22 protein-coding genes are annotated in these 20,288 nt (G+C 65.2%); 4 read left to right on the forward strand and 18 right to left on the reverse strand.

All coding sequences use genetic code 11. The annotated features are described in order from the left end of the window. The first annotated feature begins 4 nt into the window (after window positions 1-4). Window positions 5-664, forward strand: a complete 660-nt coding sequence (locus tag ACVWY3_RS18580; RefSeq protein ID WP_456839764.1) for a sulfite oxidase-like oxidoreductase — start codon at window positions 5-7, stop codon at window positions 662-664. 25 nt (window positions 665-689) lie between these two features. Further along, entirely contained in the window at window positions 690-1,913 is a 1,224-nt protein-coding gene (locus ACVWY3_RS18585; protein ID WP_456839765.1) for a bifunctional alpha/beta hydrolase/OsmC family protein, read from the forward strand. Between the two features lie 9 nt (window positions 1,914-1,922). Here the strand turns inward: ACVWY3_RS18585 and pdxR are convergent, their stop codons facing one another. Continuing rightward, window positions 1,923-3,347 (reverse strand): MocR-like pyridoxine biosynthesis transcription factor PdxR, encoded by a 1,425-nt coding sequence (pdxR, locus tag ACVWY3_RS18590; RefSeq protein ID WP_456843395.1) that lies wholly within the window; start codon window positions 3,345-3,347, stop codon window positions 1,923-1,925. A gap of 101 nt (window positions 3,348-3,448) precedes the next feature. Between pdxR and ACVWY3_RS18595 the strand changes: the two genes are divergently transcribed. Beyond that, the gene (locus ACVWY3_RS18595) at window positions 3,449-4,363 is read left to right on the forward strand and encodes a DMT family transporter (RefSeq protein WP_456839766.1); all 915 of its coding nucleotides are present in this window, start codon (window positions 3,449-3,451) and stop codon (window positions 4,361-4,363) included. Here the strand turns inward: ACVWY3_RS18595 and ACVWY3_RS18600 are convergent. The 16 genes from ACVWY3_RS18600 to ACVWY3_RS18675 all read right to left on the reverse strand — a co-directional run bounded on the left by ACVWY3_RS18600 (window position 4,342) and on the right by ACVWY3_RS18675 (window position 18,508). Next, window positions 4,342-5,397, reverse strand: coding sequence for a YeeE/YedE family protein (locus ACVWY3_RS18600; RefSeq protein ID WP_456839767.1), 1,056 nt, complete (start codon window positions 5,395-5,397; stop codon window positions 4,342-4,344). The genes ACVWY3_RS18595 and ACVWY3_RS18600 overlap by 22 nt on opposite strands. 2 nt (window positions 5,398-5,399) lie before the next feature. Further along, window positions 5,400-6,404, reverse strand: a complete 1,005-nt coding sequence (locus ACVWY3_RS18605) for a quinone oxidoreductase family protein (RefSeq protein ID WP_456839768.1) — start codon at window positions 6,402-6,404, stop codon at window positions 5,400-5,402. A 65-nt stretch (window positions 6,405-6,469) separates the two neighbouring features. Further along, entirely contained in the window at window positions 6,470-7,801 is a 1,332-nt protein-coding gene (gene paaK / locus ACVWY3_RS18610; RefSeq protein WP_456839769.1) for a phenylacetate--CoA ligase PaaK, read from the reverse strand. A 32-nt stretch (window positions 7,802-7,833) separates the two neighbouring features. After that, window positions 7,834-8,283, reverse strand: a complete 450-nt coding sequence (paaI, locus tag ACVWY3_RS18615) for a hydroxyphenylacetyl-CoA thioesterase PaaI (protein ID WP_456839770.1) — start codon at window positions 8,281-8,283, stop codon at window positions 7,834-7,836. 52 nt (window positions 8,284-8,335) lie between these two features. After that, window positions 8,336-9,418: a 1,2-phenylacetyl-CoA epoxidase subunit PaaE gene (paaE, locus tag ACVWY3_RS18620; protein ID WP_456839771.1), complete on the reverse strand. Its 1,083-nt coding sequence runs from the start codon at window positions 9,416-9,418 to the stop codon at window positions 8,336-8,338. 136 nt (window positions 9,419-9,554) lie between these two features. Next, complete coding sequence (paaD, locus tag ACVWY3_RS18625) at window positions 9,555-10,058, reverse strand: 1,2-phenylacetyl-CoA epoxidase subunit PaaD (RefSeq protein WP_456839772.1); 504 nt, start codon at window positions 10,056-10,058, stop codon at window positions 9,555-9,557. Continuing rightward, window positions 10,052-10,828 (reverse strand): 1,2-phenylacetyl-CoA epoxidase subunit PaaC, encoded by a 777-nt coding sequence (paaC, locus tag ACVWY3_RS18630; RefSeq protein WP_456839773.1) that lies wholly within the window; start codon window positions 10,826-10,828, stop codon window positions 10,052-10,054. Before paaC ends, paaD begins: the two co-directional genes overlap by 7 nt. Then, window positions 10,828-11,115 (reverse strand): 1,2-phenylacetyl-CoA epoxidase subunit PaaB, encoded by a 288-nt coding sequence (gene paaB, locus ACVWY3_RS18635; protein ID WP_456839774.1) that lies wholly within the window; start codon window positions 11,113-11,115, stop codon window positions 10,828-10,830. The genes paaC and paaB overlap by 1 nt, the downstream gene beginning before the upstream one ends. Before the next feature lie 9 nt (window positions 11,116-11,124). Then, the gene (gene paaA, locus ACVWY3_RS18640) at window positions 11,125-12,117 is read right to left on the reverse strand and encodes a 1,2-phenylacetyl-CoA epoxidase subunit PaaA (RefSeq protein ID WP_456839775.1); all 993 of its coding nucleotides are present in this window, start codon (window positions 12,115-12,117) and stop codon (window positions 11,125-11,127) included. A gap of 75 nt (window positions 12,118-12,192) precedes the next feature. After that, window positions 12,193-13,059, reverse strand: coding sequence for a phenylacetic acid degradation operon negative regulatory protein PaaX (gene paaX, locus ACVWY3_RS18645; RefSeq protein WP_456843396.1), 867 nt, complete (start codon window positions 13,057-13,059; stop codon window positions 12,193-12,195). A gap of 261 nt (window positions 13,060-13,320) precedes the next feature. Continuing rightward, window positions 13,321-14,091, reverse strand: coding sequence for an esterase/lipase family protein (locus tag ACVWY3_RS18650; protein WP_456839776.1), 771 nt, complete (start codon window positions 14,089-14,091; stop codon window positions 13,321-13,323). 188 nt (window positions 14,092-14,279) lie between these two features. Further along, window positions 14,280-15,566 carry a DUF445 domain-containing protein gene (locus tag ACVWY3_RS18655; protein ID WP_456839777.1) on the reverse strand — a complete coding sequence of 429 codons (1,287 nt, stop codon included), beginning with the start codon at window positions 15,564-15,566 and terminating at the stop codon, window positions 14,280-14,282. Between the two features lie 169 nt (window positions 15,567-15,735). After that, complete coding sequence (locus tag ACVWY3_RS18660) at window positions 15,736-16,191, reverse strand: phasin (RefSeq protein ID WP_456839778.1); 456 nt, start codon at window positions 16,189-16,191, stop codon at window positions 15,736-15,738. Window positions 16,192-16,458: 267 nt separating this feature from the next. After that, window positions 16,459-17,052: an N-acetyltransferase family protein gene (locus ACVWY3_RS18665; protein WP_456839779.1), complete on the reverse strand. Its 594-nt coding sequence runs from the start codon at window positions 17,050-17,052 to the stop codon at window positions 16,459-16,461. Then, the gene (locus ACVWY3_RS18670) at window positions 17,049-18,131 is read right to left on the reverse strand and encodes a PHA/PHB synthase family protein (protein WP_456839780.1); all 1,083 of its coding nucleotides are present in this window, start codon (window positions 18,129-18,131) and stop codon (window positions 17,049-17,051) included. The genes ACVWY3_RS18665 and ACVWY3_RS18670 overlap by 4 nt, the downstream gene beginning before the upstream one ends. Beyond that, window positions 18,128-18,508: a hypothetical protein gene (locus tag ACVWY3_RS18675; RefSeq protein WP_456839781.1), complete on the reverse strand. Its 381-nt coding sequence runs from the start codon at window positions 18,506-18,508 to the stop codon at window positions 18,128-18,130. Before ACVWY3_RS18675 ends, ACVWY3_RS18670 begins: the two co-directional genes overlap by 4 nt. A gap of 167 nt (window positions 18,509-18,675) precedes the next feature. Between ACVWY3_RS18675 and ACVWY3_RS18680 the strand changes: the two genes are divergently transcribed. Beyond that, the gene (locus ACVWY3_RS18680; protein ID WP_456839782.1) at window positions 18,676-19,590 is read left to right on the forward strand and encodes an alpha/beta fold hydrolase; all 915 of its coding nucleotides are present in this window, start codon (window positions 18,676-18,678) and stop codon (window positions 19,588-19,590) included. Here the strand turns inward: ACVWY3_RS18680 and ACVWY3_RS18685 are convergent. After that, window positions 19,587-20,261 carry a spermidine synthase gene (locus ACVWY3_RS18685; RefSeq protein WP_456839783.1) on the reverse strand — a complete coding sequence of 225 codons (675 nt, stop codon included), beginning with the start codon at window positions 20,259-20,261 and terminating at the stop codon, window positions 19,587-19,589. The genes ACVWY3_RS18680 and ACVWY3_RS18685 overlap by 4 nt on opposite strands. Between the last annotated feature and the right edge of the window lie 27 nt (window positions 20,262-20,288).

The raw sequence follows: 20,288 nt of genomic DNA on the forward strand, positions 1-20,288 counted from the left end.
ACTTATGGCTGACGAGACGCCATCCGACAGCAAGCTGACGCGCACCAAGGAGAAATGGGCGCGCGAGGGCCGCTTCCTGACAGGCAAGGTCACGCGACCGGAGGACCAGCGCCTGCCGCCCGGCCAGCATTTGACAAAAGACTGGCCGGTGCTCGATCTCGGCATCGTGCCGCCGGTGTCGCGGGAACGCTGGCGGCTCGACGTCTATGGCGCGGTCGACAATCCCGTGTTCTGGAGCTTTGCCGAGTTTACCGCGCAGAAGCAGCAGCAATTCACCTCCGACATCCATTGCGTGACGACATGGTCGCGCTATGACAATCAATGGCAAGGGCTCGCCACGCGCGAGCTGCTCCAAGCCTGCCGGCCGCGCGAGGATGCGCGTTTCGTCGTGCTGCATTCCTATGACGGGTACACCACCAATCTCGCGCTGGAGGATTTTGCCGCCGAGGACGCGCTGCTCGCCCATAGCTGGTCGGGCCAGCCGCTGTCCGACGAGCATGGCGGCCCGGTGCGGTTGGTCGTGCCGCATCTCTATTTCTGGAAGAGCGCCAAATGGCTCCAGGCCATCGAATTCCTGACTGAGGACGCGCCGGGCTTCTGGGAAGTCCGCGGCTATCATAACCGCGGCGATCCCTGGGCCGAGCAGCGCTATTCAGGCGATTGAAGTCGAACAAGAGTGGGGGAGGATCATGGCAACGGAGCGCTTCCAATTCACCGGCGAGGGTGGCCATCAGCTCGCGGCCGCGCTGGAATTGCCTGACGGCGAGCCCGCGGCTTACGCGCTGTTCGCGCACTGCTTCACCTGCGGCAAGGACACGCTGGCGGCCAAGCGCATCTCGGTTGCACTCGCCGCCAGGGGCATCGCCGTGCTCCGCTTCGACTTCACAGGGCTCGGCTCCAGCGAAGGCGATTTCGCCAATTCGACGTTCTCCTCCAACGTCGCCGATCTCGTGCGGGCCGCCGATCATCTGCGCAGCGTTCGTGAGGCGCCGTCGATCCTGATCGGCCACAGCCTCGGTGGTGCCGCCATCCTCGCGGCAGCCGGGAAGATCCCCGAAGCCAGGGCGGTCGTGACCATCGCGGCGCCGTCCGATCCGGCGCACGTCACCGGTCTCTTCAAGGAGCATCTCGACAACATCCGCGCGCGGGGCGAAGTCGAGGTGTCGCTCGCAGGGCGCCCGTTCCGGATCAAGCGCGAATTCCTCGACGATATCGTCGAGCACGAGCTGATGAAGGACGTCGCCGGCCTGCACAAGGCGCTGCTGGTGATGCATTCGCCTGTCGACGACACCGTCGCCATCGACAATGCGACCAGGATTTTCGTTGCGGCAAAGCATCCGAAGAGCTTCGTCTCGCTCGATCATGCCGATCATCTCCTGACCAAGCCGGCCGACGCGCTCTATGCAGCCGACGTGATCACGGCCTGGGCGAGCCGCTACATCGATACGGCGAAGCCCGCGCCGGCGATGGACCTCGCGGAGGAGCCGCGCCGGGTCGTGGTGCAGGAAACCCGCAAGAGCAAGTTCAACCAGATCATCACCGTGGGCCCGCATCATCTGGTCGCGGATGAGCCGAAGGCCGCCGGCGGCGAGGATGCCGGCCCTGGCCCCTACGATTTCCTGCTCGCCGGCCTCGGCGCCTGCACCTCCATGACCATGCGCCTCTATGCCGACCGCAAGTCGCTGCCGCTCGATCGCGTCACGGTGACGCTGAAACATTCGAAAATCTACGCCAAGGACTGCGCCGAGTGCGAGACGCGGGACGGCATGCTCGACCAGATCGAGCGCGATATCGCCATGGACGGCGCGCTCGACGTCGAGCAGCGCAAGAAGCTGATGGAGATCGCCGACAAGTGCCCGGTGCACCGGACGCTGACGTCCGAGATCCGCATCGTGACGAAAGCCGTCGGTTGAAGTGGCGCGCTAGAAGCACGCCGCCATCGTCCGCAGCGCTGCGCTGATCTCGCTCTCGCGCCAGGCTGCGAAGCCAAGCAGCAGGCCGTGATCGCGCGGCCTGCCGAGCGCAAGGCTCGATAGAGCGCGCGTCTCGACACCCGCGGCGACCAGCCGCTTCACCGCCACCTGATCGCCACGACCGCGCTTGAGGCGCGCGACGAGCTGGATGCCGCCGGAGGGCACCTCGACCGAAAGCACCTCGCCAAGCTGGCGCTCCAGCCCCTCGGCGAGATGATCGCGGCGCGCATGATAGAGCCGGCGCATCCGCCGCAGATGCGCGACGAAGTGGCCGTCGGCAATGAACTCGGCCAATGCTTCCTGGATGTGGCTGGCAGCGATCAGCCCGATGTGCCGCTGCGCGATCTCGAGGGTGCGGACCAGTGCCGGCGGCACGACGAGATAGCCGAGCCGGATATCCGCCGTCATCGACTTCGCGAAAGTGCCGACATAGAACACGCGGCCATGGACGTCTAACCCCTGCAGGGCCGGCACGGGTCGGCTGTCATAGTGGAATTCGCCGTCGTAGTCGTCCTCCACGATCCAGGTCTTGCCCGGCCTGCTTGCCTTGAGAAACTCCGTGCGGCGCGCCAGCGACATCAGCCGTCCGGTCGGATGCTGGTGCGATGGCGTCATGAAGATGAGCGTCGGGGCCGCCAATCCCGCCATCCGCTGCATGCCCTGCTGGTCCAGGCCGATGCCGGTCACGCGCGCGCCGGAGGCGCGGAAGGCGGCCGCCGCGCCGGGATAGCCGGGATCCTCGACCCACACCTCGTCACCGGGCGAGATCAGCGCAGCCGCGATCAAGGTCAGCGCGGCCTGGGCGCTCGGCAGGATCAGGATCTGGTCTGCCGTAGCGCGAACGCCCCTGCTGGTCGCGAGATAATGCGCCAGCGACTCGCGCAGGCGCGGCCGGTTGATCGGTCCGAGCTCACGTCTCGCCGCACGCACGGCAGTGCGACGCAGGCAGCGCGCCCAGACCTCGTTCGGAAACTCCCTTGCATCACCATGCCCCGGACGCAACGGTTTCAGCGGCGCCTGGTAGGACATCGGCCAGTCGGTCTGCTTGAGCCTTGCGGCCCATGGCGAGAGCCGCGGCTTGCCGGTGCGCGCACCGGCGGCACTCGCCGCTTTGCCGGGTTCGCCGCCATCGACCGTGACAACCGGACGGCGTCCGTGCGAGGCCTCGAGATATCCCTCGGCCGCGAGCTGCTCGAACGCATAGGTGACGGTGTTGCGTGAGACGCCGAGATCGCCGGCAAGGCGACGGCTCGACGGCAGCACGCGGCCTTTGCCGAGACGGCCGCTCGCGATCAGGCCGCGGAGCTGGCTGGTGAGCTGTGCCATCAGCCCCTGCTCGTCAGCCCGGTTCAGGTCGATCATGGCGGAAATCACACCGTCTGAAACTGGCACCTTATTATTCTCCAATCTGGCACTTTTTCAGGTGCCAATAACGATGCTAACCGCGGCACTGGACTGCTTCAAGGACCTCCGCGATGAACTCCCTGTCACCCCGTGCGGCCATCGGCCTGTTCCTGATCGTCGTCGTTGCCTGGGGCGTCAACTGGTCGGTGACGAAGCAGCTCGTCCAGTTCTTCCCGCCCCTGTGGACGTCAGCGATCCGGAGCTGGATCGCGCTGGCCGGATTGTTCGTGATCCTCGGACTGAGCAACAATCTGATGATCCCGGAGCGGCGCGACATTCCGGTGGTGCTGAGCGTGGCGCTGCTGCACATGACGGTGTTCTCGGTTCTGGTTGCGGCCGGTGTGCGCTTCCTGCCTGCGAGCAAGGCCATCGTGCTCGGCTACACCACGCCGCTTTGGGTCGCGATCGCTTCGCCCTTGCTGGGGAAGGATACGCTGACTGCGCCAAAGCTCGCCGGCGCCCTGCTCGGGCTGATCGGCCTTGCCGTGATCCTGAACCCAACGTCGATCGACTGGACCAATGTCAACGTCCTCATCGGCGCCGGGATGGTCATCCTGGCCGCGATCTCCTGGGCCGCCAACATCATCTATATCCGCGCGCATCGCTGGATCGCCTCGCCGCTCCAGCTTCTGATCTGGCAGGTGCTCGTTGCGACGGTCGTGCTGACAGGATCGGCGCTGGTCACGGACGGCCCGCCGCACGCGGAATGGTCGTGGAAGCTCGTCCTGCTGTTCCTGTATTCCGGCCTGATCGGGACGGCGCTGGCTTATTGGGCGATGTCGATGGTCAACAAGAGCATCTCGGCCCTGACGACCTCGCTCGGCACCACCGGGACGCCGCTCGTCGGCATCGCCGCGGCCGCGATCCTGCTGGGCGAGCCGATCGACATCAGCCTTGCCGTTGCGGCCGGACTGATCGTCACCGGCATTGGGCTCGCGACGCTCGGCGACCGGCTGCTGCGCGGTCAGGCCACCGCGAGCGGCTGAACGCGCAAGGCGCCGCGCAGACCGGCCGTGGTGCCGAGCAGGATGCCGGCGACCGCGACGAACGAGCCCAGCCCGAGCGTCGATAGACCTGTGAGCCCCTGCCCGATCGAGCAGCCGAACGCCATCACGCCGCCGATGCCCATCAGCGCCGCGCCGCCGGCCGAACGCAGCATGTGGCGCGGCGAGGAATAGCCTTCGAGATGGAAGCGGCCGGTAACGACCGCAGCGACGAGACTGCCACTGAAGACGCCGCCCACCGTCGCGATGCCGAAATTGAGCGTCAGGCCCGTCGAGAGCATCGCGTATTGCAGGGCGTCTGCGATCGGAGCGACGAAGGTCAGCGACGTCACCGGGACGGGGTTGAAGTCGTCGGCACCGAGATAGCCGGTGACGTACCAGCCGCCGGCGACGAGCAGGCCGACAATGATGCCCGCCGCGATCTGACCCGGCGAGCGCCGGAACGGCGGATGAGCGAACGCGAACAGGAGCAGCGCAAGAACGATCGCGGCAGCGCCCAGCGCACGCGCGAGCGCTTCCGTGAGACCGAGCGTCGCCAGCAGGGATGGCAGCGAGTTCGCGCTGACGGTCGTCTGGGAGGCCTGAACCATCGCGATGCGGGCCGGTGCGATCAGACCCTTCAGCGTCATCTGCGCGGCGATGCCGAGCACGATCACGACGACGAAGGAGCGGAGATTGCCGCGGCCGAGCAGCACCAGCGCACGTGAGCCGCAGCCATTGGACAGCACCATGCCATAGCCGAACAACAGGCCGCCGAGAAACAGCACCGGCACCGAAAAGGTCGGTTGCAGGTAGATCGACCTGCCGAGATCGACCATGCCGTTGCCGGCAACGAGCTGGCTCGCTGCGATCGCGACCGCGATCGCCAGCGCATAGGTCCGGACCAGCCGTTCGTCTCCCTTCGTCAGCCAGCCGCGCATGCCGCTCATCAGGCAGAATCCGCTGAGCAGGCCGACGGCGCCATAGACGAGGCCGATGACGAGGCCGGTGAGGACGACGAGTTGGGTGGGTTCCATTGTCACGGCTTCAGGATCACACGGTCGCGCGACGAGCCGGCGACGGCAACGTACGCCTCCTTCGCACGCTCCAACGGGTAGACCGCGTTCGCCTTGATCGGGAATGGCTTCAGGTGGCCGCTCGCAAAGCCCGGACCGAGATCGCGCAGCACCGCGCCGGTCGCCGCCGAGGACAGGCCGAGCGTGTCGATACCGACATAAGTGTGCTGGCCTCGATAGAATTCGAGGATGTTGAACTGCACGATGCGGTCGATCGCCGCGATCAGGATCTGGCGGCCGCGAAGCGCCAGCGACTTGTGCGCGGCCTGGAAATAGGGATCGCCGACCGTGTTGAAGACGATGTCGGCGCCCTTGCCGCCGGTCAGTTCGCGCATGCGTGTGGCGACATCTGTTGCGGAGGCGTCGATCACCTGGACGGGCGCGTTGGTGTGGCCTTCATAAGCTTCCGCCCTGCGCACCACGCCGATGACGCGCGCGCCCTGCCAGGTCGCGATTTGCACCGCGGCCTGACCGACCTTGCCGTTGACGCCGAACACCAGCACGGTTTCGTCGGGCTTTGGAATGCCGGCGCGACGAAAGCCTTCCATCGCAGTGACAAAGGGCACGCCGATGCCAGCGGCTTCTTCCCACGACACCGTCTTCGGCTTCTCCACGACCGCATCGGCCTCGACGACGAGATAGCTGGCGTGCGTGCCGTCGCGGCGAATACCGAGATCGCCGGACGAGCCGAACACTTCGCGCCCTATTGTTCCGGCGGGCCCGTCGATCACCACGCCGGCGTAGTCGCGGCCGGGCGTGCGCGGGAACACCGCATAGGGCATCAGCCCGGTCGCAGCCTTGACGTCGGACGGATTGACTGCGGCGGCCTTCACTTCGATCAGCAGATCGTTCGGGCCGCGCGCGAGCGTGCGGTGCTCGACCACCGGCGCAAGCGCGGCGGCATTCTCGGCCTTGGCATTGAGGCGCACGCAGCGCGCTTCGAAGGCTTTGGTACCGGCTGACGACATGGATAAGACCCGCGATTTCTCGCGGGCCTTGTCGCCTCTGGGGCCGGTCAAGTCAATCCGTCAAGTCAGTCCTTGGGCCGCTTGTCGTAGAGCCGCTTGGCCTTGCCGAGCGAGCGCTCCAGCGTGGCCGGCGCCACCACCTGGACCCTGGAGCTGATGCCAATCGTGTTCTTGATATGGGTCGAGACCTGGTCGGCATGGTCGACGAGGCCTCTTCCATCCCAGCTTTCCGGCCGCGCCTCGGCGATGATGGTGAGCTCATCCATGCGGCCTTCCCGGGTCAGCTCCAGGATGAAGTGGCCGCCGCACCAGTCGGTCGCGAGCAGCACCTCCTCGATCTGGGTCGGGAACAGATTGACGCCGCGCAGGATGATCATGTCGTCGGAGCGGCCCGTCACCTTCTCCATGCGCCGCATGCCCGGCCGCGCCGTGCCCGGCAGCAGCCGCGTAAGGTCACGCGTGCGATAGCGGATCACCGGAAAGGCTTCCTTGGTCAGGGAGGTGAAGACGAGTTCGCCCTTCTCGCCATCCGGCAGCACCGCACCGGTCTCGGGATCGATCACCTCCGGATAGAAATGGTCCTCCCAGATGTGCAGGCCATCCTTGGTCTCGATGCATTCCTGCGCGACGCCGGGACCGATCACCTCGGAGAGGCCATAGATGTCGGTCGCATCCATATCGAAGGCATCCTCGATCTCGCCGCGCATCGCGTTGGTCCAGGGCTCGGCGCCGAAGATCCCGACCTTGAGCGAGCACTGGCGTGGATCGAGCTTCTGGCGCTTGAACTCGTCGAGGATCGCCAGCATGTAGCTCGGCGTCACCGTGATGATGTCGGGCCGGAAGTCGTTGATGAGTTGCACCTGCCGCTCCGTCATGCCTCCGGAGATCGGCACCACGGTGCAGCCAAGCTTCTCCGCTCCGTAGTGAACGCCGAGGCCGCCGGTGAACAGGCCATAGCCATAGGCGTTGTGGATGATCATGCCGGTGCGGCCACCGGCGGCGCGGATCGACCGCGCCATCACGTCCGACCAGGTGTCGATGTCGCGCTGGGTATAGCCGACAACGATCGGCTTGCCAGTCGTGCCGGAGGAGGCATGAACCCGCACCAGCTTCTCGCGCGGCACGGCGAACATGTTGAAGGGATAGTTGTCGCGAAGGTCCGTCTTCACCGTGAACGGAAACCTTGCGAGATCGGAGAGCTCGCGAAACTCGGACGGATGCACGCCCGCCTTGTCGAACGCCTTGCGATAATGCGTGACGTTGTCGTAGGCGTGCTTCAGCGACCATGCCAGTCGCTGCGTCTGCAACGCCATGATCTCGTCGCGCGAGGCACGCTCATGCGCGTCCATCTCGGCACTATAGTGGTTGCCGCCTTCCTTGAGCCTCGTCAGAGCCATCCTCGTTTCCCCACATTGATTTGTTCTTTTCTTTATTGATCTCGTGCGGGCAGCCACGTGCCCGGAATGACACGGGAATGCCCGCGAAATTCGGCGATAATGGTGTCGCCTGCGGTGACACGCACGTCGTAAATGCCGGAGCGGCCGCCGCGGGTCACCTCGCGCGCCTTCGCGACGAGGCGGTCGCCGAGCCTGCCCGGCTTGATGAAGGTGATCTGCCCCTGCGCCGCCACCACGCGCTCGTTGTGCGAGTTGCAGGCGAACGCAAAGGCAGAATCGGCGAGCGTGAAGATGAAACCGCCATGGGCGATGCGCTGGCCGTTGACCATGTCCGGCCGCACCGTCATTGCGAGCGTCGCAAAGCCCGGGCCGATCTCGACGATCTCCATACCGAGCGCCTTGGACGCATCGTCCTCTGCCCACATCGCATCAGCGCAGGCGCGAGCAACATCCTGAGATGACAGGGCGGCTTTGACGTTCACGCGCTTCTCCCGGCTCTTTGCACGCAATGTTCTTGCTGGTTGGACAACACTGTCAAACATGGTCGTAATCGACGATGACCCGCTCCGAGGACGGCTTGGCCTGGCAGGTCAGGACAAAGCCGGCCTTCAGCTCCCAGGGTTCCAGCGAATAGTTGAGGTCCATCGGCGCCTCGCCCTCGACCAGCTTTGCGCGGCAGGTCGAGCACATGCCGCCCTTGCAGGCGAAGGGCAGATCGATACCGGCGCGCAGCGCGGCATCGAGGATCGCCTCGTCCTCGGCGACGGGCACATCGCGGCGCTTGCCGTCGATGATCAGGGAAGCGATCGCCTTCGGCGGCGCATCGGACGCAACGGCCTTCTTCGGCCGCGGCTTGCCGCCGAATTCGGAGACGAAACGTTCGACGTGTATGCGCTCGTCCGCAATGCCGAGTTCGCGGCAGGTCGCCTCGATCTCCTCGCTCATGCCAAGGGGACCGCAGATGAAGACGTGGTCGACACTTGAAGCCGGCACCAGCGAGCGCAAGAGCACCCTCACCTTGTCGCCGTCGAGCCGGCCATGCAGGATCGGGATGTCCTGCTCCTCGCCGGAGATGACGTGAAAGATCGAGAGGCGATCGATGAAGCGATCCTTCAGCTCTTCGAGGGCCTCGAGAAACATGATGTTGTCGGTGGCGCGGTTGCCGTAGAACAGGAAGAAGCGGCTGCCCGGCTCGCGCGCGAGGATGCCCTTGACGATCGATAGGATCGGCGTAATGCCGGAGCCCGCGGCGAAGCCGACATGGATGCGCCCGGCCTCGGCAGGCGGGACCACGCCAAATCGCCCCGTGGGCGTCATGACGTCCAGCTCGTCGCCGCATTTCAGCTCGTCCGCCGCCCAGCTCGAGAACGCGCCCCCGTCGATTTTCTTCACCGCGATACGGATCTCGCCGTCATCGGGGCCGGAGCAGATCGAATAGGAGCGGCGCACTTCTTCGCCGTCCAGCATGGTGCGGAGCGTGAGGTACTGGCCGGGCGTGAAGGCGTAATCGCCGGCGAGTTCGCCGGGAATGGTGAAGGTCATCGAAACCGCATCCGACGCCTCGCGGCGGAGATCGGCGACGGCCAGGCGATGGAAACGTGGTGCGGATGCTGACATTACAAGCGCCCTCGTTCGGTCTCTCCGGCGTCATTGCGAGCGAAGCGAAGCAATCCAGAGTCTTTCCGCCGAAGCGGTCTGGATTGCTTCGTCGCAAGGGCTCCTCGCAATGACGATGGGGCTGACATCATGCGCCTCAATGACACTTGAAATAATCGAAGGGCTCGCGGCAGGCTTTGCAGCGCCACAGCGCCTTGCAGGAGGTCGAACCGAACTCGGACAACAACTCGGTCCTGTCCGAGCCGCATTGCGGGCATGCCACCGCCTGCTCGCCGAACAGCGCACGGCGTGAGCTTGATGCCTGCGGCGGCGCGATGCCATAGGCGGTCAGCTTGCGGCGTCCCTCCTCGCTCATCCAGTCCGTGGTCCAGGCCGGCGACAGCACCGTGCGCACCTTCGGACGATGGAAGCCGGCCCGCTCCAGTGCGAGCTCGATTTCGAGCGCGATCATGTTCATGGCCGGGCAGCCCGAATAGGTCGGCGTGATCGCAACCTCGACGTGGTCTCCGTCGAGAACGACATCGCGCAGCACGCCGAGATCGGCAATGGTCAGCACCGGGATTTCCGGGTCAACCACGCTCGCCGCGGCGTCCCAGGCGCGCCGGCGCAGCTCGCTGTCGCGGTACAGCACCGTCACCATGTCAGCCCCGGAAAAGTGCGCTGCATCGACTGCAGCTCGGAGAGGAGATGGCCGAGATGCTCGCTATGGCGGCCGGCACGGCCGCCCTGCTGCATCCAGTCGTTCTGCGGCAACTGCAGCGTTGCTTCGCCGACGACATCTGAGAGCGTCGTCAGCCAACGGCCACGCAAGGACCCGGGATCGATGGCGATACCGGCGTCAATCAGCGCGCGCTCGCCGTCGTCGACGGCAAACATCTCGCCGGTGAAGGTCCAGAGGTGATCGATCGCGGCTTGCGCGCGATTGTGGCTTTCGTCCGTGCCGTCGCCGAGCCGGATGATCCATTCCGAGGCGTGGCGCAGATGATAGGCGCTTTCCTTCTCCGATCTCGCGGCAATCGCCGCCAGCGTCGGATCTCGCGAGGCGGTCATGGCGCGCCAATAAAAGTCAGCGAAGGCGGAATAAAAGAACTGCCGCACCAGGGTCTGCGCGAAGTCGCCGTTGGGCTGCTCGACCAACAGCAGATTGCGGTACTGTCTGACGTCGCGCAGGTAGGCGAGCTTGTCCTCATCGTTGTCCTTGCCTTCGACCTTGGCGGCGTAGGTGTAGAGCTCGCGGGCCTGGCCGATCAGGTCGAGCGCGATGTTGGAGAGCGCCATGTCCTCTTCCAGCATCGGCGCGTGACCGCACCATTCCGACAGCCGATGGCCGAGGATCAGCGCATCGTCGGCGCGGCGCAGCGCATAGAGCACCAGCGGCGTTTCGGCGACTTGGATGTTGGCGGTCGTCATCACATGTGCCCCACTTCTTCCGGCACCTCATAGAAGGTCGGATGCCGGTAGATCTTCGATTCCGCCGGCTCGAACATCATGCCCTTCTCGGTGGGATCGCTCGCGGTGATCGCGGCCGAGGGCACGACCCAGATCGACAGGCCTTCGCCGCGGCGGGTGTAGATGTCGCGCGCGGCCTGCAAGGCCATGGTGGCGTCGCTCGCATGCAACGAGCCGACATGCTTGTGCGCGAGCCCGTTGCGGCTGCGGATGAAGACTTCCCACAACGGCGTGTTCGGCGTAGCCATATTGATCTCCTATTCCGCGGCTTGCGCGATCTGACGCTGCGCGCGCTTTGCGGCATAAGCGGCCGCCGCCTCGCGTACCCAGGCCCCCTGGTCATGCGCCTTGCGGCGCACGGCCATGCGGTCGCGGTTGCACGGGCCGTTGCCGGCCAGCACCTGCTTGAACTCGGTCCAGTCGATTTCGCTGTAGCGCCAGTGCCCGTCCACATCCTGAATCATGCCGGGGTCGGGAATGGTGAGACCGAGATATTGCGCCTGCGGCACGGTTGCATCGACGAACTTCTGGCGCAGCTCGTCATTGGAGAAGCGCTTGATCTTCCACTTGGTCGAGGTGTCGCTGTGCTGGCTCGTCGCATCCGGCGGGCCGAACATCATCAGCACCGGCCACCACCAGCGGTTCAGCGCGTCCTGCGCCATCGCCTTCTGCTCCTCCGAGCCACGGCACAGCGTCAGCATGATCTCGTAGCCCTGGCGCTGGTGGAACGACTCCTCCTTGCAGACGCGGATCATCGCGCGCGCATACGGCCCGTAGGAGCAGCGGCACAGCGGGATCTGGTTCATGATCGCGGCGCCGTCGACCAGCCAGCCGATGGTGCCGATGTCGGCCCAGGTCAGCGTCGGATAGTTGAAGATCGAGGAATATTTGGCTTTCCCTGCGAGCATCGCGTCGACCAGCTCCTCGCGCGAGGTGCCAAGCGTCTCGGCCGCGGCGTAGAGATAGAGCCCGTGGCCGCACTCGTCCTGCACCTTGGCGAGCAGCGCGGCCTTGCGGCGCAAGGTCGGCGCGCGCGTGATCCAGTTGCCTTCGGGGAGCATCCCGACGATTTCGGAATGGGCGTGCTGGGAGATCTGGCGGGTCAGCGTCTTGCGATAGGCCGCCGGCATCCAGTCGTTCGGCTCGATGCGTTCTTCGGCATCGATGCGGGCCTGGAACTGCTCAGCTCGGCCTGCTTCCTCCAGACCGCGATCGTCGGTCTCGGCCGTGTTCAGCGCCTGGGTGTACATGCGCGTCCTCCCGTTTATTGGGAGGCAATATATAACAAAAATTACGTCATGCAAGATATTTCTGTAACATATAAATCAAGCCTCGAACCTCCTCTCCAGGAGCTTTCGGGCGGGCGGCAGCGGCCCCTTTTCGTTGGTTCCATGGCCGTCAAGCCATTGTTCGGACGGGGCGAGCAGCGCGCGATAGATCTCGCTGCACAGCGCGCGGGCTGCCCTGCCCGGCCAGTCCGCGGGCAGCAGGCTCTCGGGCAGCAGCGGATCGCGCAGCACGACGCGGCGATAATAGTGGATCAGCAGGATGCGTGCGGTGAACGCATCAGCCTCGGACAAATCCCTGCCCCGCCCGATCGCGGCCCGCAGCGGCTCAAAGGTCTTCATGAATTTCAGATAGGCATCCGCAGTCCGCCCCAGCGGCCAGCTCGCGCCGAGCAGGCGGCGGCCGTTGTCATCCTCGGCCGAGACTTCGAGACGGATGGCGCCGGCGGCCTCCTCCGGCACCGGCACGCCCGATGGCGCGACCCAGACACCGGGAAGCGGACTGCCGAAGCCGGCGTTGCGCAGCGCCTCGCGCGAGACGTCGCGGTCTTCACCATTGCCAATCAGCAGCAGCTCGAAGCGTCCGGTCCAGTCCGATTGCGGCGGATCGTAGATGTGGCGCGTCGCGGCCTCGAATGTTTGCCGCCCCTTGTCGGCGAGGCGATAGAAACTGTTGCGGCCGACCTTTTCGCGCGTCAGCCAGCCATCCGCGGCGAGGCGCGACATCGCGGTGCGCACCACGCCGCTGTCGATGTCGAGGGTTTCGAAGAATTCCAGGAGCGTGCCGAGCCACACAGAGCCGCCGCGCGGCACGATGGCGTCGCCGAACACGGTGATGACGATGGAGCCGGTGCGCGATGGTTCGCGCTTGAGCTGGTCGATGATGCGGGAGAGCGGATGCGCCATGCGCGAGGCATAGCGCGTTTGGTGCGGCCGCGACAGTGGACGGGAGCGACGGCTGGCGCGACGCTGCTTCTTCTCCGCGGAGCCTGTCATCGGGCCGCGCTTTGCGCGGACCCGGTGGCGGTCTCCTCAGGATGAGGCTAAACGGGCATCGGCGCCCGCTAAAGCAGCTGCAACACACTCGGGCCTCATTCGGAGGGCCCGCCAGAGGCGGGCATCTCGAAGGATGCGCCGCAGGGGAGCCAAATGGGAGAGGCGAAGAAATTACCGATGCGGGTCGGGGTAGGCGAGGCTACGCCAGCCGCTGCGATCGAACGGGCGCCACTGGCCTTCCTTTTGCGCGAGGCGGTCGGCGACGGCGTAGACGACCGCGGGATGGTGGCCCATGCCGCAATGGCTGCTCTCGACCTCGATGCTTTCGGTCTGCGCGCCTGATTTCTCCATGCAGCCCTTCCAGGCGCAGACGCCGTCGGTGCGGCTGAAGATGGCGGTGGTCGGCACCGGCGGCGGCACGGCGAGTTCGCCGCCGAACTGCGGATCGACCTCGTCGGCGCGGCGGCCGCTCGCCCATTCATAGACGCGCCAGGCATTGGTCGAACGCGGATTGCCGGCGAAGGGGCTGCCGAGCGTGATCACCTGGCGCACGCGCTCGGACATCATCTTGGCGAGCTGGCGGGCGTAGAGGCCGCCAAGGCTCCAGCCGACCAGGCTGATCTTGCGGCCATGCCTGTCGCTGAGCTCCTCGACCAGATCGACCATCGCATGCTGGACGCCGGGGCGCAGGCCGTAATTGCGGCCCTGACGCCAGCCGCTCACCGCATAGCCCTTGCTGGTCAGGAACGTGCGCAGCGCGCGCGTGGACGCATCAGAAGCGACAAGGCCCGGCAGCACCAGCACCGGATGCCCGTCGCCACGCGGCGCGAGGCTCAGTAGTGGCAGTGCGCCGAGGAATGCGCCGAACTCGTGGATCGCGCGCCCCTCCAGAAACATCAGGGTACGGGAGGGCGGACGCAGCGTCTGGGCAGTAGCGGTCATCACTGGATCCCTTGGAGAAGGCGCCGGTCGCGATGCCGGCAATGGGCTTGAATTCCAATACGCCGGCTTCTTGAACGTTCCGCAGCGCAGTATGAATCAGTTAGGTGGCCGGTTCCGGACATTCAAGCGGGAGAGACGCAAGGCGACAATAGGCCCATACGTTAATGCCACCGGCCGTGACGCAAAAGTCACAACAATCGAAGCAGGAATTCTGCGGAGTAGAGCGCGAGCCCGGCGAGGCCGCCGATCAGCGAGCCGTTGAAGCGGATGTATTGCAGGTCGCGGCCGATATTGATTTCGATCAGCGAGATCAGCTGCGTCATATTCCACGCCTTGACCTGGTCGGAGATGAAGGTCGAGACGCCACTCTTCTGGTCGGCGACGAAGCTGCGCAGCACAGTCACCAGGCCCTGGTTGATCTCGCCGCGCAGCTCGGCATCGCCGGCCAGCGCATCGCCCGCCGAAACGAACATGCCGGCGAGGTGATGCTGCAAAACCTGCGTCTCGCCGCTCGCACTGCGCTCGATGAAGGAGCGGGTGTTGGCCCATACGGTGCGGGCGAGATCGGCAAGCTCAGGCCGCGCGAGCAGATCACGCTTCAAGCCGTCGATGCGATCGATATAGGCCTGGTCGGTGCCGAGCCGGTCGACGAAGCTCAGCACCATGCGGTCGAACTCGCCGCGGAACGGATGCTTGGGATCGCTGCGCACCTCGTTGAAGAACGCGGTGGCGGACGACACGATCTTGTTCACCAGAAACTTGTCGGCGCGATAGAGCTTGAGCAGGGTCGGCAATTCCGCGCGCACCTTGTCGCGGATCATCGCCATGGTCTCTTTCTGGGTCAGCGTCTCGTGCATCACGCGCAGGAGATCGTCGAACAGGATCTGGTGCCGCCCCTCCGCCACGAAACCGCGCAGCGTGCCGGCGGCGAGTGGCGCAAGGTCGATCGCCTGGAGCTGCGAGGACATGCGGCGGATGATGAAGGTCATCAGGCCCGAGGTCTCGGTCGCGGAGACGGCCTCAGGAAGCAGGCGCAGCGCAAAGCGCGCAAGGTCGTCGCTGCGCTTGCGGTCGCGCAGCCAGTCGGCGACGAAGGAGCCGAAATCGATCTCCTTCAGCTTGGCTTCGACGGGACCTGCCTCGAGGAAATGCACCTGGATGAACTCGCCAAGCTTGTCCGCGATGCGGGCCTGGTTGCTCTGGATGATCGCGGTGTGCGGGATCGGCAGGCCGAGCGGCCGCTTGAACAACGCGACCACGGCATACCAATCGGCGAGCCCCCCGATGGTCGCGGCCTCCGCGAAGGCCGCGATGAAGGCGAACACGGGATGCACGGGCAGCAGCCACTTTGCGACGATGAACAGTGCCAGCGTCGAAGCCAGCACCAGCGTCGCCAGCGCCTTCACGCGGCGGAGCTCGGCCGCGCGCTCGGCATCGCCGGGGCTATCAAAGGAGAACGTGGCGGGTGCGTTCATGATGAAGTCTAGATTACGTCATTCCGGGGCGATGCGAAGCATCGAACCCGGAAGTTCGAGATTCCGGGTTCGCCCTTCGGGCGCCCCGGAATGACGATCACGACGGCAGCACAAACAAAGGCCCGCCGAAGCGGGCCTCAAATTCAGTTTCTCTGCTCAGGGCGCCGGATCAGGCGGTCTTGGTGTAGACCTTGGCGAAGTTGTCCTGAGCGGACTTGGCACCGTTGGCGGCGAGCTTGCCGAGATAGTCGGCGGTCGCCTTGGCGCGCGAGACGAACACTTCGCCGCGGGCGCGCAGCAGGCTCGACTGGATCTCGACGGCTTCGCTGACCGACTTGGCGGACGCAAGCTTGTCGATGCCCGAGAAGAAAGCCTCGGCGTCCTCGTAGATCGCCTGCTGGATGTTGCGGCTGATCTTGCCGGCCTCGGTGACGGACTCGGTCACCGCGTTCTCGACGGCGGCAGTCACGCGCTCGGAGCCAGCGAACACCTCGGCAGCACGGTCCTTGGCGGTGTTGGCGGTCTTCTTGACGAACTCGCGGGCGGCCTCGGGAACTTCCAGGTTCTGGATGTTCTTCAAAGCGTCCTTGAAGCCCTCGAAAGCAGTGTTGGTTTCAGTGGTCATGGGGTTCTCTCCATCCTCATTGCGTTGAGCTATGGGCTCACCCCGTCCTCGATGGCCCGGGGCACGGCTTATATGGCACGGCCAATTGTGCGATGCAATATTCGTACTGCACTGCGATATCACGAAATCGTGAACAGCCTCAATTCGAGGCAATCGGCTGCCTTCCCGGGCCCCGCCGCCTACTGTGCATGGGGTTGATTTCCAGTTTCTGGCCGCCGTGGACGGCGCCTCAGTGCTGGACGGCGCATCTAATGCTGGACGGCGCATCTAATGCTGGACGGCGCCTGGCAGCCCATAAGCCTCCATCTGGGCCTGAACCTGCGCGATATTGTGCCCGAGGACGACGATGTCATGCGTCTTGCCGTCGACGTCCCGGACATGGTCGCGCAGCAGCGCCTCGGCCTTGAAGCCGAGGCTCTCGAACAGCGCGATCGCCGCCTGCTGGTCCACCGTCATCTGCACCGAGAGCTTCTCCAGACCGGCGCCAAGCGCGAGGGCGAAGGTCTCCTGTGACAGCGCCTTGCCCACCCCTTTCCCGCGGACGTCGGGCGAGACCACCATGCGAATCTCGCCGACATGGGGCGACCAGGAATGCGCATCGCGCACCAGCGTCCCGCAACCGACGACCCTGCCCTCTTGGACCGCGAGCAAGCTCTGAATCGCGCCGCGCTCGATCTCCTTGACCCAGGCGGACAGCACCTTCGGCTCGCTGATATTGCGCGGCAGGAACAACAGGTCATGGGTCGGCAGGCCCTTGCCGAACGCCAGCACCGCGGCTTCGTCCGCGGGCGACATCAGACGGATTTCGATATTGCCGGCGTCGGTCTTGACGTGACGCGGATAGGAACGCTGCTCGCTCATGTCGATCTCTTCCCCAGCCAGGAGTCCAGTTTCGGCCACAGCCGCTTCACCGCATTGGCCCCCGCTACGAGCGAGACGTGACCGCCCTTCAGCACCACCTCTTCCTTGTCCGCGGAGCCGATCTTGGCGATCAGGTGCTTTGCGGCGTCATAGGGCACGATATGGTCATGCTCGGCGACCGCATGCAGGATCGGCACCTTGATGTCTTCGAGCTTCGCCGGCCGACCGCCCACCGACATCGTGTCGTTGAACAGCTTGTTGTCCCACATCAGGTCCTTGGTGATGGTGCGGAAATATTCGCCCGCGAGCGGCAGCGTGTCGGTCGCCCAGCGGTCGAACATCCGGTACGATTTCACGAACTCGTCGTTCCAGATGTTCTCCCAGAGCTGGATCTGGCTCACCGTGCGTGAGGCCGGACGCAGCATCTCGAACGAGGACAGGATCATCTCCGGCGGCACGTTGCCGACGCTATCGACAAGGCGGTCGACGTCGAAATAGCGGCGGTCGGAGAAGTTCGAGAACAGCTTCATCTCGCGGAAGTCGATCGGCGTGGTGAAGCAGATCAGATTCTTCATCGGCCCGTCCTTGTGGATCGAGCCGTAGAGCAGCGACAGCACCCCGCCGAAGCAATAGCCGATGACGGAGACGTCCTGCTCGCCGGAATCGGCCTGCACGCGGCGGACGCAATCCGGGATGAAGTCGAGGACATAGTCCTCCATGCGCAGGCTCTTCTCCTCCGGGCGCGGCGCGCTCCAGTCGAGCATGTAGACGTCGTAGCCGCGCTTCAGCAGGAACTCGATGAAGCTCTGGCCGGGCACGAGGTCGAGAATGTAGCCGCGGTTGGTGGTCGCCATCACGATCAAGACCGGCACGCGGTAGACCTCGTCCGACATCGGTCGGTAGTGATAGAGGCTCATCGTGCCGCGCGAATGCAGCACGTCCTTCGCCGTCGAGCCGAGCGTGGGACCGGATGTCGAGAAATATTCGACGCCCTTGATGCTGCGCATGATGGCGCGCTGCACCTCGGACTGGATGCGCTCGGGGATGGCTGCGAAATCAAGTCCCGTTGGGGCGTTCATTTTTGCTCTCCGCCTTCGGACGGCGGACGTTTCGTGCGCGGCGGCCGAGGCGCAGCGCCAACCTGCTGCGCGCCCGTATTGGCCGACATCTGGCTCAGCATCGACCTGATCTCGCCGAGCTGGCCCTCGATCGACTGAAGCCGCTCGGCGATACCGGTCATTTGCTCGCGGCTCGGCAGATTCATGGAGAGCAGGTACTTCTCCATGAGATCGCCGAATTGCTTCTGAGCACCTGCAGCAACGCCGCCGGCGCGGTTCATGGCCTGCGAGAATTCAGGCGTCTCCATGGCCTTGGTCGCCAAGGAGTTGAAACCCTTCTCCATCTCGCCAACCATCTTCTGCCACAAGGCAACCGGATCGGTGATCTTGTCGGTCATCAGCGTCCTCCCAATGTGGAGGGCTTTTCACCCCTCTTTTCTCGCCATACCACACCGTTGCGCAGTGCCGGTCAACCGGCAAGCCGCGCGCGTGGCGTCGCGCACGCGGCTTCTTCGCGGAACAAAACCGTGCGATACAGCATCGATCAGCAGGAGGGACCGCGCCCGTGACCACCCATCAGCCGCCCCAGACCGTCCGCGCCAACGGCATCGACATCTGCTACGAGATTTTCGGCAACGACAACGCCGAGCCGCTGCTGCTGATCATGGGGCTCGGGGCGCAGATGATCCATTGGGACGATGCGTTCTGCGAGCAGCTCGCCGCACGCGGCTTTCGCGTGATCCGTTTCGACAATCGCGACATAGGCAAGTCGAGCCATCTCACCGGCGGCAAGCGCCTGACGCCGCTCGAGCTGCTGAAGCTGCGCTTCCTCAGGATTCCCGTCGCCGCGACCTACAGGCTGATCGACATGGCCAGGGACACGGTTGGGCTGATGGACGCGCTCGGCATCAAGTCGGCGCATCTGGTCGGGGCTTCCATGGGCGGGATGATCGCGCAGGAGGTGGCGCTGTCGTTTCCCGAGCGCGTGCGCTCGCTGACCTCGATCATGTCGACGACGGGCAATCCGCGCGTGCCGCCGCCGACCCGCGAGGCCGCCGCCATGCTGATGGCGCCGCCACCGCGCAGCAAGGAGGAGTTCATCACCCGCTTCGGCGAGACCTGGAAGATCTTGCGCGCCGGATCGTTTCCGGAAGAGGAGGCACTCGATCCCGGCCGCGCAGAACGCGTCTTTGCCCGCGGGCTCAATCCTGCCGGCGTCGGCCGGCAGCTCCGCGCCGTGCTTGCCTCCGGCAGCCGCAAGGCGCGGCTGCGTAGCGTCAAGACGCCAACGCTGGTCATTCACGGCACGGTTGATCCGCTGGTTCGTCCCGAGGGCGGGAAGGACACTGCAGAGTCAATTCCTGGCGCAAAGCTGTTGATGATCGAAGGCATGGGCCACGCGCTGCCAATGCGCTTCTGGCCAGAGATCATCGGCGCCATCGACAAGCACGCGCATGGCGCGGCGGCGAAGGCGGCTTAAGTCTTCTTCGCGATCCAGATGACGTGGCGTGCGCCGCCGCCTCGGCCGGTGGCGCGGACGTTGACCTCGTTGACGTTAAAGGCGGCACGGCCGAGACGCTTGGTGAAGGCAGGGTTCGGCCCTGACGACCAGACGGCGAGCACGCCACCCGGTCGCAGCGCCGCCTTTGCCGCCGTCAATCCGCTCGCACTGTAGAGTGCGTCATTGCCCTTGCGGGTCAGCCCTTCCGGCCCGTTGTCGACGTCGAGCAGAATGGCATCGAAGGCCGAGCTCTTCGCCCGGATGATCTCGCCGACGTCGGTCTCGCGGATGCTGACGCGTGGGTCACCCAGGCTGTCACCAAAAACCTCTGCCATCGGGCCTCGCGCCCAGGCAACGACCGACGGGACGAGCTCGGAGACGACGATCTTCGCCTTGGCGCCGAGCACGGCGAGCGCCGCGCGCAACGTAAAACCCATACCGAGGCCGCCGATCAGAACGACAGGCTCGGCAACCCTCTCGATCTGCTTCGCCGCCAGCGTCGCGAGTGCGGCCTCGGAGCCTGACAGGCGGCTGTTCATCAGCTCGTTGGTGCCGAGCTTGATCGAAAACTCCTTGCCCCGCCGCATCAGGCGTAGCTCTTCGTCCGAGCCGGGTATTTTGGCGGCGTCGAGTTTTTCCCAGGGAATCATGAGAGAGTTTTAGCACGATCGGACGAT

It is taken from the genome of Bradyrhizobium sp. USDA 4486, assembly GCF_054057995.1.

What these genes read in the sequence shown, in the direction of transcription:
- paaC (WP_456839773.1), bottom strand. Translation starts at nt 10,828, where the DNA reads ATGACGACCGCCAACATCCAAGTCGCCGAAACGCCGCTGGTGCTCTAT.
- ACVWY3_RS18665 (WP_456839779.1), bottom strand. Translation starts at nt 17,052, where the DNA reads ATGAGCGAGCAGCGTTCCTATCCGCGTCACGTCAAGACCGACGCCGGC.
- ACVWY3_RS18675 (WP_456839781.1), bottom strand. Translation starts at nt 18,508, where the DNA reads ATGACCGACAAGATCACCGATCCGGTTGCCTTGTGGCAGAAGATGGTT.
- ACVWY3_RS18660 (WP_456839778.1), bottom strand. Translation starts at nt 16,191, where the DNA reads ATGACCACTGAAACCAACACTGCTTTCGAGGGCTTCAAGGACGCTTTG.
- ACVWY3_RS18685 (WP_456839783.1), bottom strand. Translation starts at nt 20,261, where the DNA reads ATGATTCCCTGGGAAAAACTCGACGCCGCCAAAATACCCGGCTCGGAC.
- ACVWY3_RS18595 (WP_456839766.1), top strand. Translation starts at nt 3,449, where the DNA reads ATGAACTCCCTGTCACCCCGTGCGGCCATCGGCCTGTTCCTGATCGTC.
- ACVWY3_RS18650 (WP_456839776.1), bottom strand. Translation starts at nt 14,091, where the DNA reads ATGACCGCTACTGCCCAGACGCTGCGTCCGCCCTCCCGTACCCTGATG.
- paaB (WP_456839774.1), bottom strand. Translation starts at nt 11,115, where the DNA reads ATGGCTACGCCGAACACGCCGTTGTGGGAAGTCTTCATCCGCAGCCGC.
- paaK (WP_456839769.1), bottom strand. Translation starts at nt 7,801, where the DNA reads ATGGCTCTGACGAGGCTCAAGGAAGGCGGCAACCACTATAGTGCCGAG.
- paaE (WP_456839771.1), bottom strand. Translation starts at nt 9,418, where the DNA reads ATGTCAGCATCCGCACCACGTTTCCATCGCCTGGCCGTCGCCGATCTC.
- paaD (WP_456839772.1), bottom strand. Translation starts at nt 10,058, where the DNA reads ATGGTGACGGTGCTGTACCGCGACAGCGAGCTGCGCCGGCGCGCCTGG.
- paaX (WP_456843396.1), bottom strand. Translation starts at nt 13,059, where the DNA reads ATGGCGCATCCGCTCTCCCGCATCATCGACCAGCTCAAGCGCGAACCA.
- ACVWY3_RS18670 (WP_456839780.1), bottom strand. Translation starts at nt 18,131, where the DNA reads ATGAACGCCCCAACGGGACTTGATTTCGCAGCCATCCCCGAGCGCATC.
- ACVWY3_RS18580 (WP_456839764.1), top strand. Translation starts at nt 5, where the DNA reads ATGGCTGACGAGACGCCATCCGACAGCAAGCTGACGCGCACCAAGGAG.
- ACVWY3_RS18600 (WP_456839767.1), bottom strand. Translation starts at nt 5,397, where the DNA reads ATGGAACCCACCCAACTCGTCGTCCTCACCGGCCTCGTCATCGGCCTC.
- ACVWY3_RS18655 (WP_456839777.1), bottom strand. Translation starts at nt 15,566, where the DNA reads ATGAACGCACCCGCCACGTTCTCCTTTGATAGCCCCGGCGATGCCGAG.
- ACVWY3_RS18585 (WP_456839765.1), top strand. Translation starts at nt 690, where the DNA reads ATGGCAACGGAGCGCTTCCAATTCACCGGCGAGGGTGGCCATCAGCTC.
- paaA (WP_456839775.1), bottom strand. Translation starts at nt 12,117, where the DNA reads ATGTACACCCAGGCGCTGAACACGGCCGAGACCGACGATCGCGGTCTG.
- ACVWY3_RS18605 (WP_456839768.1), bottom strand. Translation starts at nt 6,404, where the DNA reads ATGTCGTCAGCCGGTACCAAAGCCTTCGAAGCGCGCTGCGTGCGCCTC.